Source organism: Phytoactinopolyspora halophila (assembly GCF_003287285.1).
In the GTDB taxonomy this organism is placed as follows: Bacteria; Actinomycetota; Actinomycetes; order Jiangellales; family Jiangellaceae; genus Phytoactinopolyspora_A; species Phytoactinopolyspora_A halophila.
This window is the reverse complement of the sequence record NZ_QMIG01000002.1, coordinates 353,573-369,031: the sequence shown is the minus strand read 5'-3', so window position 1 is coordinate 369,031 and position 15,459 is coordinate 353,573. Positions and strand designations below refer to the sequence as shown.

The 15,459-nt window shown below is 65.5% G+C and carries 11 protein-coding genes; 7 read left to right on the top strand and 4 right to left on the bottom strand.

The annotated features are described in order from the left end of the window. Positions 1 to 22 precede the first annotated feature (22 nt). From lysS to DPM12_RS04175, 3 genes are all read left to right on the top strand, one after another. Positions 23 to 1,519: a lysine--tRNA ligase gene (lysS, locus tag DPM12_RS04185; RefSeq protein WP_164465265.1), complete on the top strand. Its 1,497-nt coding sequence runs from the start codon at positions 23 to 25 to the stop codon at positions 1,517 to 1,519. Then, positions 1,516 to 2,055: an amino-acid N-acetyltransferase gene (locus DPM12_RS04180; protein ID WP_112256990.1), complete on the top strand. Its 540-nt coding sequence runs from the start codon at positions 1,516 to 1,518 to the stop codon at positions 2,053 to 2,055. The genes lysS and DPM12_RS04180 overlap by 4 nt, the downstream gene beginning before the upstream one ends. Before the next feature lie 123 nt (positions 2,056 to 2,178). Next, positions 2,179 to 2,532 (top strand): histone-like nucleoid-structuring protein Lsr2, encoded by a 354-nt coding sequence (locus DPM12_RS04175; RefSeq protein WP_112256989.1) that lies wholly within the window; start codon positions 2,179 to 2,181, stop codon positions 2,530 to 2,532. 89 nt (positions 2,533 to 2,621) lie between these two features. On the opposite strand, the gene DPM12_RS04170 is transcribed toward DPM12_RS04175, so the two are convergent. Continuing rightward, a complete protein-coding gene (locus DPM12_RS04170) occupies positions 2,622 to 3,488 on the bottom strand; it encodes a fumarylacetoacetate hydrolase family protein (RefSeq protein ID WP_112256988.1) in 867 nt (288 codons plus the stop codon). A 111-nt stretch (positions 3,489 to 3,599) separates the two neighbouring features. Further along, a complete protein-coding gene (locus DPM12_RS04165) occupies positions 3,600 to 4,811 on the bottom strand; it encodes an alpha-hydroxy acid oxidase (RefSeq protein ID WP_112256987.1) in 1,212 nt (403 codons plus the stop codon). A 128-nt stretch (positions 4,812 to 4,939) separates the two neighbouring features. Between DPM12_RS04165 and DPM12_RS04160 the strand changes: the two genes are divergently transcribed. Continuing rightward, on the top strand, positions 4,940 to 5,629 hold the full coding sequence (locus DPM12_RS04160; RefSeq protein WP_112256986.1) for a FadR/GntR family transcriptional regulator: 690 nt from the start codon (positions 4,940 to 4,942) through the stop codon (positions 5,627 to 5,629). Positions 5,630 to 5,636: 7 nt separating this feature from the next. On the opposite strand, the gene DPM12_RS04155 is transcribed toward DPM12_RS04160, so the two are convergent. Then, positions 5,637 to 6,692, bottom strand: coding sequence for a LacI family DNA-binding transcriptional regulator (locus DPM12_RS04155; RefSeq protein ID WP_245951197.1), 1,056 nt, complete (start codon positions 6,690 to 6,692; stop codon positions 5,637 to 5,639). Positions 6,693 to 6,850: 158 nt separating this feature from the next. On the opposite strand from DPM12_RS04155, the gene rhaI reads away from it, so the two are divergent. From rhaI to DPM12_RS04140, 3 genes are read left to right on the top strand one after another with little or no spacing between them, the layout of a single operon-like run. Next, a complete protein-coding gene (rhaI, locus tag DPM12_RS04150) occupies positions 6,851 to 8,017 on the top strand; it encodes an L-rhamnose isomerase (protein WP_112257149.1) in 1,167 nt (388 codons plus the stop codon). A gap of 46 nt (positions 8,018 to 8,063) precedes the next feature. After that, positions 8,064 to 10,100, top strand: coding sequence for a bifunctional aldolase/short-chain dehydrogenase (locus tag DPM12_RS04145; RefSeq protein ID WP_112256985.1), 2,037 nt, complete (start codon positions 8,064 to 8,066; stop codon positions 10,098 to 10,100). A gap of 6 nt (positions 10,101 to 10,106) precedes the next feature. Continuing rightward, positions 10,107 to 11,564: a rhamnulokinase gene (locus tag DPM12_RS04140; protein ID WP_112256984.1), complete on the top strand. Its 1,458-nt coding sequence runs from the start codon at positions 10,107 to 10,109 to the stop codon at positions 11,562 to 11,564. A gap of 18 nt (positions 11,565 to 11,582) precedes the next feature. Here the strand turns inward: DPM12_RS04140 and DPM12_RS04135 are convergent, their stop codons facing one another. Next, on the bottom strand, positions 11,583 to 15,140 hold the full coding sequence (locus tag DPM12_RS04135; RefSeq protein WP_123788236.1) for an ABC transporter ATP-binding protein: 3,558 nt from the start codon (positions 15,138 to 15,140) through the stop codon (positions 11,583 to 11,585). Between the last annotated feature and the right edge of the window lie 319 nt (positions 15,141 to 15,459).

The following is a 15,459-nucleotide window of genomic DNA, read 5'->3' as shown; positions in this document are numbered from 1 at the left end:
CAGGACACTAGGCTGGTGGTCTATGAGTGAAGAGCCCCGAGCTGAGGACCATGATCTGCCGGAACAGATGAGGATTCGCCGGCAGAAGCGCGAGGAGCTCCTCACGTCCGGTGTCCCGCCGTATCCTCGGCAGTTTTCTCGCACCCATACGCTCGCGGGTGTTCGGTCGGCATATCCGGATCTCGCGCCGGGGGTGGAGACCGGTGAACGCGTGTCGGTCGCTGGTCGGGTGATCTTTCTGCGCAATACCGGAAAGCTGTGCTTTGCCCGGCTCCGCGAAGGCGACGGAACGGAGCTACAGGCGATGCTGTCGCTGGACCGCGTGGGCGAGGAGCGGTTGAACTCGTGGAAGCATCTCGTCGACATCGGCGACCATGTCGGCTTCGACGGTGAGGTCGTCACGAGCAAGCGTGGTGAGCTGTCGGTGATGGCCGACACCTGGACTATCGTGTCCAAGGCGCTTCGTCCCCTGCCCGTGGAACATCGATCGCTGAACGAAGAGACCCGGATCCGGCAGCGATACGTCGATCTGATCGTCAACCCCGCCGCTCGGGACATCGTTCGTACTCGGGCCCGGGTGATGCGCTCTGTCCGCGAGACGCTGGAGCGCGCGGGTTACATCGAGATCGAAACGCCGGTTCTGCAGGCGATCCGCGGTGGTGCGAGCGCGCGTCCGTTCGAGACGCATCTCAACGCCTTTGATATGCCGATGACGTTGCGGATCGCCTTGGAGCTTCATCTCAAGCGAGCCGTCGTCGGTGGTGTCGAGAGCGTCTACGAGATAGGCCAGATCTTTCGCAACGAGGGCGTCGATTCCACCCACAGCCCCGAGTTCACGATGCTTGAGGCTTACCAGGCCTACGCCGACTACGACACTATGGCCCGGCTGACACGTGAGATCGTCCTGGATGCGGCACGTGCCGTCGAACGTACCCAGGTACCCGACGGCCACGGTGGGGAGATCGATCTCGAACGACCATGGCGACACCTCACCTTGCACGAGGCGGTCTCTCAGGCTGTCGGTGACGAGGTGACCGTCGATACACCATCGGAACGGTTGCGCGAGCTCGCCAGCAAGCATGAGGTTGCCGTCCACCCCGAGTGGGGGCATGGCGAGCTCGTCCTGGAACTCTTCGAGAAGCTTGCCGAGCACACATTGATGACGCCGACGTTCGTCCGCGACTACCCGGCTGCGGTACGTCCGCTCGCGCGGCCGCACCGCGATGACGCGCGGCTAACCGAGGCGTGGGATCTCATCGTGGCCGGTGTCGAACTCGGTGTCGCGTATTCGGAGCTTACCGATCCGATCATTCAGCGCGAGCGGCTACAGGAGCAGGCACGTCTAGCGGCGGCCGGGGATCCCGAGGCGATGCAGATCGATGAGGATTTCTTGCGGGCACTGGAGTACGGCATGCCACCCACCGGTGGTATGGGATTGGGCATCGACCGGCTCTTGATGTTGTTAACCGGTGCCGGTATCCGCGAAACTATCTTGTTCCCTTTGGTGAAACCGGAGTGAATACGTCGTCGGCGGCCGCCCCGGACGGGTCGGAGTTCTTTGTCCGGCGGGCACGTACCGCAGATGTTCGAGTGATACGTCAGCTACTTGACGATTACGCGCGGAAGCGGATCCTGCTGTCCAAAGAAACGGTCACGCTCTACGAAGATGTTCAAGAGTTCTGGGTCGCGGAGAGCCACTCCGACGCCGAAGTGATCGGTTGTGGTGCATTACACGTGATGTGGGAAGATCTAGCGGAGGTCCGTACACTCGCCGTGCGTCCGGAGTGGAAAGGACGCGGTGTCGGGCATGCTTTACTCGATCGTCTACTCCAGACAGCTCGGGAACTCGGTGTGACCCGTGTGTTTTGCCTCACGTTCGAGGTGGGCTTCTTTGCCCAACATGGCTTCGAGTCGGTCGAAGATACTCCGGTGCCACCGGAAGTATATGCGCAGTTACTCCGTTCCTATGATGAAGGAGTAGCGGAGTTCCTGGAGTTGGATCGGGTCAAACCAAACACTCTGGGCAACGTTCGGATGCTTCGCCGTATTAGCTGAGTACGGTGTTGTCCTTAGCTGCCAGCAACGTCTAGAAGCTGATTGAATTTTGGCTAATAGTGGCGTATTAATAGAGACTCGAGCCGCAATCAACAGTTCCTATACTCATGAAGGGGACCAGTCATGGCCCAGAAGGTCCAAGTCATACTTCTCGACGATCTCGATGGGGGCGAAGCTGAGGAGACAGTCAGTTTCGGCCTCGACGGTTCGAGCTATGAGATTGACCTGTCGAAGGAAAACGCGTCCCAGCTACGCGAGGCGCTTGCCCCTTATGTCGCCTCGGCTCGCAAGGCCGGAGGAGCCAAGCGCACTCGCGGGCGTGGAAAATCGTCCTCGTCCAGCCGCAGTAGTAGCAGCAGCAGTGGCACCGACACCGCCGCGGTGCGCGAGTGGGCCCGGGCGCAGGGCCTGAAGGTGTCCGATCGTGGCCGTATCCCGGCGGATATCATGGAGAAGTACGAGGCAAGCCGTTCGTGATGTGCGCGTGCGCGGCGATAGCCGGCACGTAGCGTGGTGACGACGTACATGGGCTCCCGTCGATCGACGGGAGCCCGACTTTTGCGCGGTCATGCCTGAACGAAGACCTGCCGCTGGCGACCGAGCTGATCGATTTCGAGTTCGACGACGTCGTCGGGCTTGAGATAAGGCTGGTCGGGCATCCCGAGTGCCACCCCGGCAGGCGTTCCCGTATTGATGAGATCTCCCGGTTCGAGAACCATGAACTGACTGAGATACCAGATGACGTAGTCGACACCGAAGATGAGAGCCGACGTGCTGCCGTCTTGACGTATCTCGCCATTGACCCACAGCCGCATGCGTAGACTGTCCGGGTTGGTTATATCCTCGATCGGCACCAGCCAGGGACCCAACGGATTAAACGTCTCACACGACTTACCCTTGTCCCATTGCCCACCACGCTCGAGCTGGAACTCGCGCTCGGAAACGTCGTGGGAGATGACGTATCCGGCGATGACCTCACGTGCGGCGGCCGGAGATTCCAGATATCGGGCGGTCTTGGCAATGACGACACCGAGTTCGATCTCCCAATCGGTCTTGGTGCTCGCCCGCGGTATCAGAACGTCATCGTAGGGGCCGACCACGGTATTCGGTGCCTTCATGAACAAGACCGGCTCCGCCGGGATGGCTTGGCCGCCTTCCTCGGCGTGGTCACGGTAGTTGAGTCCAATACACACCACTTTTCCGGGGCGCGCGATGGGGGCCCCGATTCGTGTGCCGCTGACGTTTATCGGTGCGAGCTCGTTCGACGCCAGGGCCGCGCGCGTGCGGGCGATTCCGTCGGCAGCGAGAAAATCAGCGTCCACATCTGCCGTGATGGTGCTCAGATCGAATGTGGCGGCGTGTTGTGTGGAAGCGTCGTCGATACTGACCGCGGGATATTCGTGTCCGGCCGCTCCGAGGCGCAAGAGTCGCATGCTATTTCCCCAGGAAGTCATAGTCTTCTTTGTCGATTACCGTGGTTTACTCAGCGAATGCGAGTTTATAGTGCGTGACATTTCTCGGGTCGCGCGGGGGTATGCCCATCGTTATGGGAGCCGTACGTGGTCGGCGGTCAGCTCGGCAACCGTTCGGACACCGAGTAGCTGAAGGGTCCGCCGTATCTCGGCAGCCAGAATCTCGGTCGCGCGGGCAACTCCACGCTCCCCGCCGGCCATGAGCCCGTAGAGATAGGCGCGGCCCACCAGGCAACCGGTGGCGCCGAGCGCCCGGGCAGCCACGATGTCGGCACCGCTCGTGATCCCGGTGTCCACGTAGACCTCGGTGTGATCGCCGACGGCCGAGACCACGTCGGGCAGCACCCGCAGCGGCGTGGGCGCGCGGTCTAGCTGGCGCCCGCCATGGTTGGATATCACGACGGCGTCGGCGCCCGCGTCGGTCACCCGGCGGGCATCCTCGGTGGTCTGGATTCCCTTGACGATGAGTGGCCCGTGCCAGATCGAACGTATCCAGGCGAGGTCGTCGACGGTCATCGTCGGGTCGAACAGCGTGTTGAGCAGATCGGCCACCGTGCCATCCCAGGACGACAAGGAGGCGAAGGTCAGCGGTTCGGTGGTGAGCAGGTTGATCCACCACGCGGGGTGCAGGGCCGCGTCGGCAACGGTCTTCAGTGTCAGGGAGGGCGGAATGGTGAACCCGTTTCGGGTGTCCCGTAGCCGGGCCCCGGCTACGGGCACGTCCACGGTCAACATGAGAGCTTCGTATCCGGCCGCGGCGGCGCGCTTGACGAGGTCTTCTCCCGCCGCGCGGTCTTTCCACACGTAGAGCTGGAACCATTTGCGTGCGTCGGGTGCTGCTGCCGCCACGTCTTCGATCGACGTCGTGCCCATTGTCGAGAGGGCGTAGGGCACGCCCGTCCGTTCCGCCACGCGGACGACGGCGTTCTCGCCTTCGTGATGCATCATCCGGGTGAAGCCGGTTGGGGCGAAAGCGAACGGCAGCGCGCTGGGTTTCCCCAGCATCGTGGTAGTGGTGTCGACGTCGGATACGTTACGCAGTACCGATGGCCGTAACTCCACGTCGCGGAAGAGTTGCCGGGCACGCCGGAGGCTGATCTCGGACTCGGCGGCGCCATCGGTGTAGTCGAAGACCGAGCGTGGCGTGCGGCGCCGCGCGATGCGGCGCAGATCCGCTATGGTCAGTGCGCGTTCCAGGCGCCGTTCGGTGGGATTGGTCGTGATGCGCCGGGTACGCAACAGCGGCTTGAGCTCGGACCATTTCGGTATCTGGCGCTGGGTCATCGGTCACTCCACCGGTGGCTTCGGCAGGTCGGCACAGGCAGCATGCATCCGCACGTGTGGTCCGACCACATGTGGTTCATGCATACCTTAAACGCTGTGGTTGGACCACACAACGTACGGTGGCTCCCGTGAAGGCCTACGAGCTCGTCCTGCAACGGATAGAGGCCGAGATCGCCGGAGGGCGGCTCGGTATCGGTGCGCGACTCCCCGGCGAACGGGCGCTTGCCGAGGACATGGGTGTGAGCCGCACGTCCGTGCGTGAGGCGGTCAGGGTGCTGGAGGCCATGGGAATCGTGCGCACGGCCGTCGGGTCGGGACCGGATGCGGGTGCGTTGATCGTGGCCGAACCGCGTTCTCCCCTGGCCTCGGCGCTTCGGCTGCACGTGGCGACGAGCCATATACCGATCGCCGATGTCGTCCAGACGCGGATATTGCTCGAATCGTGGGCGGTGCGCGAGGCAAGCGGCAAGGCCAGCGACGGCGAGCTGGCCGGGGTCGCACAGCTGCTCGACGCCATGGACGATCGGGAGCTATCGCCGGAGCGTTTCCACGTGCTCGATGCGGAGTTCCACGTCTCTCTGGTCGCGATGGCAGGCAATGTGCTGGTCTCGACCGTCATGGCCGCGTTGCGGGAGGCCATCCACAGCTATGTGATGGCCGCCGTCGCCGACATTTCCGACTGGCCGGCGGTCGCCAACGATCTTCGCGCGGAGCATCGAGCCGTATTCGAGGCCGTGCGCTCCGGTGCGGGCGAGCGAGCCGCCACGCTGGTGGCCGAGCATATTGACGGCTTCTACCGGGCTGCCCGCTTGAGGTGAGCGTTGCTCACGATCGCTGGAGGTCACTCGAGCGCCGCACGATGAGCTCGGGCTCGAACGTCACCTGCTGGTGTTCGTGATCGGGGTTGGTGGTCTCGTCGAGCAGCAGTTCAGCGCCGGTACGTCCGAGCTGCTGGCGAGGTTGCCGGACCGACGACAATGGCACGGCGGCGGCTGCCGCAAAGTCGATGTCGTCATAGCCGACGATGGCGATGTCGTGTGGCACCTGGAGACCGGCGTGCGTCAACGCCTGGAGCAGGCCGAGAGCAAGGAGATCGTTGGCGCAGAACACGGCGGTCGGCCGCGTCGACGGTGGCATGGCGGCGATCCGATCTCCTGCCGAGCGTCCGGTGGTCACGTTCGGTGTCGGTGTGGTCATGACGTCGAGGTCGAGAGGCGTGGAGCTTGCTTCGACGGCGGCAACGGCTCCCTCGTGGCGTTCTTGCACCTGACGGAGATGGAACGGGCCGCTCAGAAAGAGCACCCTCTGGTGGCCGGTGTCGATCAAGTGGGTGAGAGCCTGGCGACCCCCCAGCAGGTCGTTGACCGCGACCGAACATTCGCCCTCCGACGCCGCTTGACGATCGAATAGCACGACGGGAGTGCCGTGTTCGCGTAACATCTCGATCTTCTTATCCGAACCCTCGATGGGGTTGATCAGCACTCCTTGCACGCGCATCTCGTTCAGGAGATCGAGATGCGATGACTCCTTCTCCGTGTCGTCGTCGCTGTTGCACACGATGACCGCCAATCCGTTGTGATTGGCGATTTCCTCGACGCCGCGGGCGACGTCGGTGAAGAAGGGATTGGAGATATCGAGAACGACCAGACCCAAAGTGCGGCTGCGACCCGCGCGAAGCTGCCGGGCGGAATCATTCCGGACGAAGTTCAGCTCTTTGATCGCGGCCTGCACCCGCTCACGTGTGGAGGGCGCTACGAGGTCTGGCCGGTTGAGCACGTTCGAGACGGTCCCCACCGAGACTCCCGCGTATTCGGCGACCTGCCGGATGTTGGGGACAGACGGTTTCACGTGATTGGCCTCCAGACCCGAGCCGAGCGCCACGTATGCCGATCGTACGCGATGGTTCTATCAAACGGCCGGCACGTAGGCGCATCTTGACAGCTCAGACGAGTGGCCGTAGGTTGTATGAAACGTTTCATTAGCTGGTCTGGGTGGCGGTCGCCGGCGAATCATACGAAATCCGTGAGGGAGTGGCAGGCATGGATACTGAAGCCGAGGTCAAAGCGGCGCTTCTTGGAGTCAAGGTCGAGACGGCATCATGGGCGTACGCGAATTCCGGGACCAGATTCAAGGTATTCACGCAACCCGGTGTGCCGCGTGATCCCTACGAGAAGATCGACGACGCTGCCGTCGTGCATCGGCTGACCGGTGCTGCCCCCACCGTCGCCCTGCACATCCCGTGGGACAAGGTCGACGATTACGGCCAGCTCGCCAAGCATGCACGTGACCAGGGGCTGCAGATCGGGGCGATCAACGCCAACGTGTTCCAGGATGACGACTACAAGCTGGGCAGCGTCTGCCATCCCGACCCCGCCGTACGCCGCAAAGCTACCGATCACTTGCTGGAATGCGTCGACGTCATGGACGCGACCGGCTCGGACACGCTGAAGTTGTGGTTCGCCGACGGCACCAACTACCCCGGTCAGGACAGTATCCGCGCTCGCCAGGATCGCCTGTCCGAAGCGCTGTCCGAAGCATACGAGCGCCTCGGTGAGGGCCAGCGCCTGTTGCTGGAATACAAGCTGTTCGAGCCCTCCTTTTACACCACCGATGTTCCGGACTGGGGAACGTCGTACGCTCACTGCCTGCGGCTTGGGCCGAAGGCGCAGGTGGTGATCGATACCGGTCATCACGCGCCGGGCACGAACATCGAGTTCATCGTGGCCTTCCTGCTGCGGGAAGGCAAACTCGGCGGATTCGACCTCAATTCCCGGTTCTACGCCGACGACGATCTCATGGTGGGCGCGGCCGATCCGTTCCAGCTGTTCCGCATCATGTACGAGATCGTCGCTGCGGGCGCGCACCGACCGGAGGCGGGCCTGGCGTTTATGCTCGACCAATGCCACAACATCGAACCGAAGATCCCGGCGATCATCCGGTCCGTACTCACGGTCCAGGAGATGGCCGCTAGAGCCATGACGGTCGACACCAGTGCGTTGACCGCGGCCCAGCGCAATGGCGACGTCTTGGACGCGAACGAGATCTTCATGGATGCGTTCTATTCTGACCTTCGCCCGCTGCTGGCCGAGCTGCGCGCGGAGCAGGGATTCGAGGCGGATCCGCTCGGCGCCTATTACCAGTCCGGGTACGCCGAGAAGATCGCCGAGCAGCGCGTAGGTGGTCAGCAAGCCGGCTGGGGCGCATGACGCGGCGAACGGCACCGGGCGCGATTCAGATGAAGGGACATGCGGGATGACACATGCGGATGTCGCGGCGCTCCTCGAGCGCAGCAATCGGCTCGGCTCCGATCCGCGCAATACCAACTACGCCGGTGGCAACACATCCGTGAAGGGCGCGGACGTCGACCCGGTCACGAACGAGTCGGTGGAGCTGCTCTGGGTGAAAGGTTCCGGCGGCGATCTCGGTACGCTCTCGGAGAGCGGTCTTGCCGTGCTCCGCCTCGACCGGATGCGTGCCCTCGTCGACGTCTATCCCGGCGTTGACCGGGAGGACGAGATGGTCGCCGCCTTCGACTACTGCCTGCACGGCAAGGGCGGTGCGGCCCCGTCGATCGACACGGCCATGCACGGCCTGGTCGAGGCCGCCCACGTTGATCACCTGCATCCGGACTCCGGCATTGCCCTGGCCACGGCCGCCGACGGCGAGGCGCTCACCAAGGAGTGCTTCGGTGACCGCGTGGTCTGGGTTCCGTGGCGTCGTCCCGGGTTTCAGCTCGGGTTGGACATCGCTGCCATCAAGGCGGCCAACCCGCAGGCGGTCGGTTGCATCCTCGGCGGGCACGGGATCACGGCATGGGGAGAGTCGAGTGCGGAGTGCGAGGCACGCACTCTGGAGATCATCCGCACGGCCGAGCAGTTCATCGCGCAGCGTGGCGTGGACGCGCCCTTCGGTGCCGTCGTTCCCGGACACGAGGCGCTTCCCGACGACGAGCGACGCGAGCGGGCTGCGGCGCTGGCGCCGGTGATCCGTGGGCTTGCCGCGACGGACAGGCCACAGGTCGGTCATTTCACCGACGACGACGTGGTGCTGGATTTCCTGGCGCGGGAGAAACTGCAACAGCTTGCCGCACTGGGCACATCGTGCCCGGACCACTTCCTGCGCACCAAGGTCCGCCCGCTGGTTCTCGACCTTCCGGTGACGGCATCGCTCGACGAGATGACCGCCCGGTTGAGGGAGCTGCACGCGGAGTATCGGGAAGACTACCGGGCGTACTACGAGCGTCACGCGACGCCGGACAGCCCGCCCATGCGAGGGGCGGACCCGGCGATCGTTCTCGTGCCCGGGGTGGGCATGTTCAGCTTCGGCAAGGACAAGCAGACCGCCAGGGTGGCTGGCGAGTTCTATGTCAACGCGATCAATGTGATGCGGGGCGCGGAGGCGCTTTCCACCTACGCGCCGATCCCGGAAGCCGAGAAGTTCCGGATCGAGTACTGGCAGCTCGAAGAGGCGAAGCTGCGGAGGATGCCACCGCCCAAGCCGTTGGCGACCCGGGTGGCCCTGGTCACCGGCGCTGGTTCCGGGATCGGCAAGGCCGTGGCCAAGCGCCTGGCTGACGAAGGCGCCTGCGTCGTGGTCGCCGACCTGAACGGCGACACGGCGGCGGAGACCGCCGCCGAGATCGGCAACAGCGACGTCGCCGTCCCGGTACAGGTGGATGTCACCGACGAAACGCGGGTCGCGGCCGCCTTCGACGAGGCCGCCCGCGCGTTCGGTGGTGTCGATCTCGTGGTGAACAACGCCGGGCTGTCCATATCCAAGCCGCTGCTTGAGACCTCGGCCCGCGACTGGGATCTGCAGCACGACGTCATGGCGAAGGGTTCGTTCCTGGTGTCCCGGGAGGCCGCCCGCGTCATGATCGAACAGGGACTCGGGGGCGACATCGTCTACATCACGAGCAAGAATTCCGTCTTCGCCGGGCCGAACAACATCGCCTACGGCGCCACCAAGGCCGACCAGGCCCACCAGGTACGGCTGCTGGCCGCCGAGCTGGGCGAGCACGGTATCCGCGTGAACGGGATCAACCCGGATGGCGTGGTCCGTGGCTCGGGCATCTTCGCAGGTGGTTGGGGTGCACAGCGGGCAGCGGTCTATGGCGTGCCGGAAGAGAAACTGGGCGAATTCTATGCCCAGCGCACGCTGCTCAAGCGTGAAGTCCTGCCCGAGCACGTTGCCAATGCCGTGTTCGCGCTCACCGGTGGCGATCTGAGCCACACGACCGGTCTGCACGTCCCGGTGGATGCCGGGGTGGCGGCTGCGTTCCTGCGGTGATGCCCGATGACGGAGACGCTGACCGCTGCGGCCGCGGACCTGGGAGGGTCGAGCGGGCGCGTCATGCTCGGCCACATCGGGCCGGACCACCTGGACGCCGAGCTCGTGCATCGCTTCCCCAACCGGCCGGCCGACCGGGACGGCCGTCTGGTGTGGGACGTCGACACGCTGCTCGACGGCGTCGTCGCGGGCGTGGCCGCAGCCCGCGCTGCTGACGAGTCGCTGGCCTGCGTGGGGATCGACTCCTGGGCCGTCGACTACGGGCTGCTCGATTCCGACGGCAGCTTGCTGGGACCACCCGTCCACCACCGGGATTCGCGGACGGACGGGATCATGGACACCGTCCGGCAGCGGCTCGGTGATGGCCACCTGTACGGCATCACCGGCCTGCAGTTCCTCCCTTTCAACACCCTGTACCAGCTTCTCGCCGAGGAGGAGGACCGGCTCACGCGGGCGGCGACGATGCTGCTCATGCCGGATCTCGTCGTACATTCGCTGACCGGTGCGGTGGGAGCCGAACGGACGAACGCGTCGACCACCCAGCTGTACGACGTCGTCACGGGCGAATGGGCGGTGGGCCTGGCCAGGGAGCTGGGTCTGCCCGTCGGAATCTTCCCCGACATCTACGATCCCGGTACGCCGCGCGGATCATTGTTCCCGGCGATCCGCGAACGTGTCGGGGACGACGGCCGGATCCAGGTCGGCGGCGTGGCCTCGCACGACACGGCATCGGCGATCGTCGCGGTGCCGGCCGAGAATCGCCGGTTCGCCTACATCTCGTGCGGTACCTGGTCGCTCGTGGGCGTCGAGCTGGACGCTCCGGTGCTGAGCGACGAGAGCGCCACGGCGAACTTCACGAACGAGGTCGGTGTCGACGGCACCATCCGCTATCTACGCAACGTCATGGGTTTGTGGCCGCTCCAGGAGTGCCTCCGGAAGTGGAAGGCGCAGGGCGAGTCGGCACGGACGATCAACCTGGGCGAACTCGTGCAGGCGGCGGCACGCGAGCCAGCGTTGCGCAGCGTGTTCGATGCCGAGTCACCCGAGTTGACTCCGCCGGGCGACATGCCGGCACGCATCCGGAAGCTGTGTGCCGACGCCGGTCAGCCGGTACCCGAGACGAGGCCGGCGCTCGTGCGGTGCATTCTCGACAGCTTGGCGCTCGGACACGCCCGCACGGTCCGCGACGCGATCCGGCTGTCCGGACACGAGGTCGACGTGGTCCATCTCGTCGGTGGTGGATCGCAGAACGAGCTGCTGGCCCAGCTGACGGCGGACGCTACCGGGCTGCCCGTCCTGGCGGGCCCGAGCGAGGCCACCGCCCTTGGCAACCTCCTCGTCCAGGCGCGTACGGCGGGGATCATCCGTACCCGAACCGAAGGGCGGGCGCTGGTCCGCGCGACCCAGCCGATCACCCGGTTCGAACCGCGTTCCGGGATCGACTGGTCGGGCTGGCTGGACTGACCTCGATGCGCGAGGTGCTCAGCCGGCTGGTTGCAGCACCCGCGCGACGTATTCGTGTGCCGGCTCGTCGCCAGCGACCTTCCCATCGGCGACGACGACAACGCGGTCGACCCAGTGCAGCGATTGCGGCCGGTGAGTGACCACCAGCGTGGTGCGGCCCGCCGACGCGGCCCGCATCGCCCGGTTGACCTGTCGCTCGCTGGCCAGGTCCAGGTTCGACGTGGCCTCGTCGAGTATCAAGATCGACGGATCGTGCAGCAAGGCGCGGGCCAGGCAGACCAGCTGGCGCTGCCCCGCCGACAGCGAGCGGCCGCGCTCGGCGACCACGTGGTGATAGCCGCCGGGGAGTCGCTGGATGAACTCGTGCGCCCCGACCGCACGGGCCGCCGCCTCGACCTCGGCGTCACTGGCCTCGGACTTGGCGTAGGCGATGTTCTCGCGGATCGTCCGGGAAAACAGGAACGGCTCCTGTGGCACGTAGCCGAGGCGTTGCCGGTAGCTGGTGACGTCGAGCGCGTCGAGTGGCCGGCCGTCGACGAGGACCGTTCCTCCCGTGGGGTCGTAAAACCTGGCGATCAGCTTGGACATGGTCGACTTGCCCGCCCCGGTGCGTCCCACGAAGGCGACCCGTTCCCCGGGCGGGATGTGGAGATCGACATCGCGAATGGCGTCGACGGACGCGCTGGCATAGCGCAACCGGGTGCGGTGGAAGCGGATGTCGCCTTGCAGCGAGTCGACCGGCTCGGCCTCGGGTACCACCGGCGTCGACGGCTCCAGGGCAAGCAGCCGGCGTACCCGGACCAGGCCGGTGCGCGCCCGCTGGTAGATGTCGAATACCTGGGACAGCTGCTGTACGGGGGCGAAGACCTGGGCCAGATAGAGCAGGAAGGCCACGAGCGTACCGAGGGCCAGAGTTCCGGACTCGATGCGTGTGGCACCCACGCCCAGGACCGCCGCGATAGCCAGAACCGACAGCAACTCGATTGTGGCGACATAAACCGACGTGGCGAACAGTCCACGCAGGCTGTAGCCGACGTACCGGTGCCCCAGCGCGGCGAAGCGATCCAGGTTGACGGCCTCGCGCAGGTAGGCGTGCGTGACCCGGATACCTGCCATGCTTTCCTGGATGTTCGCGTTGATCAGCGAGATCAGCTCGCGCGCCTGATCGTAGGCGACGGACGCCCGCCGGCGGTACCACCACGTGCTGAGCACGGCGAATGGCACGACGCCGAGGACGACCAGAGCCAGCAACGGATCGAGGACGACGATCACCACCGACATCCCCGCGAACGTCGTCAGGCTGACCACCGTGTTGATCAATCCGATCTGAAACAGTTGCGCGATCGCGTCGACGTCGGACGTCATCCGGGTCATGATGCGCCCGGCCTGGGTGCGGTCGTAGTAGTCCATGCCGAGCCGTTGGAGCTGGCCGAAGATGCGCACGCGGAGGGCGAGGAGGAGTCGCTCGGTGCTGCGCGCCGTCCACAGCAGGCCGGTGCGCTGATCCCACCAGAGCGCACCCACGAGCCCGGCGGCGATCGCACAGATGGTGAGCAGCACCGGCATCGACCCGGCGAGCATGCCGTCGTCCACCGCGCGGCGCACGAGCATCGGGTTGGCCAAGACGATTGCCGCCTCGAGGATCACCAGCGCCATGCCCACGAGCAGCCCGCCGGCGTAGGGCCGGACGAAGGACGCTAGCCGTAGCGGGCCGCGCGTCCCGCTTTCGTGGTCGAAGTCGACGCCGGTGGAGTCCTTGGGCGGCGGGAGCGCGGCGATCTGCTCCGCGACGCTCGGCGGGATCTCCATCTCGGCTGCCGGCAGCCGGCCGGTGGCATCCTGGCGGGATTCCCACGCCGAGGCGGTGGCCTCGAACTTTCCCAGGCGAGCCTGCCCGATCAGGGTTGTCGAGTCGTTCCCGGTCACGGCTTCTTCGTCGCCGAACAGCTCGCGATACAGCGCCGAGCGAGCCAGCAGTTCGTGATGGCTGCCGTGGTCGATCACGCGGCCGTCGTCGACGAGCACGACACGGTTTGCCAGCTTGAGGGTCGACTCGCGATAGGCGACGAGCAGCACGGTGCGTTCGGCAAGGAACGGCCGGAGATTCGCGTGGATCCGTTCTTCCACGGCGACGTCCACCGACGACGTCGCATCGTCGAGCAGGAGGATGTCCGGATCGGCGAGGATCGCCCGGGCCAGGGCGACACGTTGTCGCTGGCCGCCCGACAACGTGATGCCTTCCTCGCCGACGACCGTGTCGTAGCCCTCGGGTAGCTCGTCGATAAACTCCTCCGCTGCGGCGGCGCGGGCGGCGGCGCGGATGTCCTCCGGGGAGGCATCCGGCCGACCGTAGGCGATGTTGGCGCCGATGCTGTCGGAGAAGAGGAAGCTGTTCTCGAAGACCACGCCGATCCGGCGCCGCAGTTTGGGCAGTGACCAGCGCCGGACATCGATACCGTCGACGGTGATCGTGCCGGCATCGGCGTCGAAGAACCGTGGCAGCATGGTCAGCGCGGTGGACTTGCCGCACCCGGACGTTCCGACCAGCGCCACCGTCTCGCCCGGCTGGACATCGAGGGTGAACCCGCGCAGTACCTGATGACCGTCACCGTCGGCATAGGCGAAGCGGACGTCGTGGAACGAGACCGCTCCGCCGGCCGGCTGGACGTCCACAGGGCGGTTCGGCTCGGTGATGTCCGGCCGGAGGTCGAGCAACTCGCCGACTCGTTCGGTGGCCGCGCGGCACATCGGCGCGTTCGTCAAGACCATTCCCGCGACCCGGGCGAGACCGACCAGCTCGGCCAGGTAACCCGTGCAGGCGAGGAAGACACCGACGGTGAGATGCCCGTTCAGGACGAGGAGGCCGCCGACGAGCAGCACGAGGACCTGCCCGGCCAACGGTGCACCTTGCAGGGACGCCATGAACGGGGCACGCAGCCGGACGGCGCGTACCCGGGCGGCGAACATGTCGAGCAGGGATGCGTGCAGCCGGGCCGTCTCCGTCGGCTGCTGGCCGAACGCCCGGACGACGCGGACTCCCGTGACGGCCTCCTCGACGCGGGTGGTCATCTCGGCTTCACGCTGCTGGGCGTCCCATCCGGCGGCATATACCTTGCGCCGCTGGCGATTGGTGACCACGAAGACAGTGATGATCACGGCGACGACGAGGGATGCCACCTCAGGGGACAGCGTGAACATGATCCCGATGGCGAGGGACGCGGACAGCAGGGACCCTGCTACCTGGGGGATCCAGCTGAGCAGCATGTGCACGTAGCGCAGGTCGCTGCTGATGCGCGAGACGAGCTGACCGCTTTGCAGCTGTGCGTGACCGGTGAAGTCGAGGCGTTGCAGCGTGTCGTAGACGTCGTAGCGGAGATCGTCCTGGATGCGGAACGCGGTCTTTCCTCCGACATAGCGCCACCCACTGGAGAACAGGAACCGCGCGAATGCCATGGCGACCAGGAAGAGCAGCATGGGTGCCAGCGGCACGACGCTGCCGATGATCGCGTCGTCAATGATCCGTCCCTGGGTGACAGGGACCGCGGCGACCGTGCCGGCCCAGAGCAGCGCCAACAAGATTGATAGCGCGAGGGTGGCTCGATGCCGGAGCAGGTACGGCGCGAGGCGACGGAAAGTGCCCGGAGGACCTGGCGGGCCCGCCCTCCGCCCGTCATTAGACCTTTGGTCTAATGACGGGTCGGTCTGGAGTCCGCGACCGTGGCGGACGGTATGTGACCCGGACGACAGATCCGAGGAACCCGCGCTGGATGGCGATTCTGAGGGCTGAGGCGGATATGAGGGGGACGGCGAATTTGCCGAAGTGCGGGGCGGCACAGGGAATCTCCCGGAAGAACAGCGTTGATACGTGGTGATCAGTTGCGGACTGCAACTATTC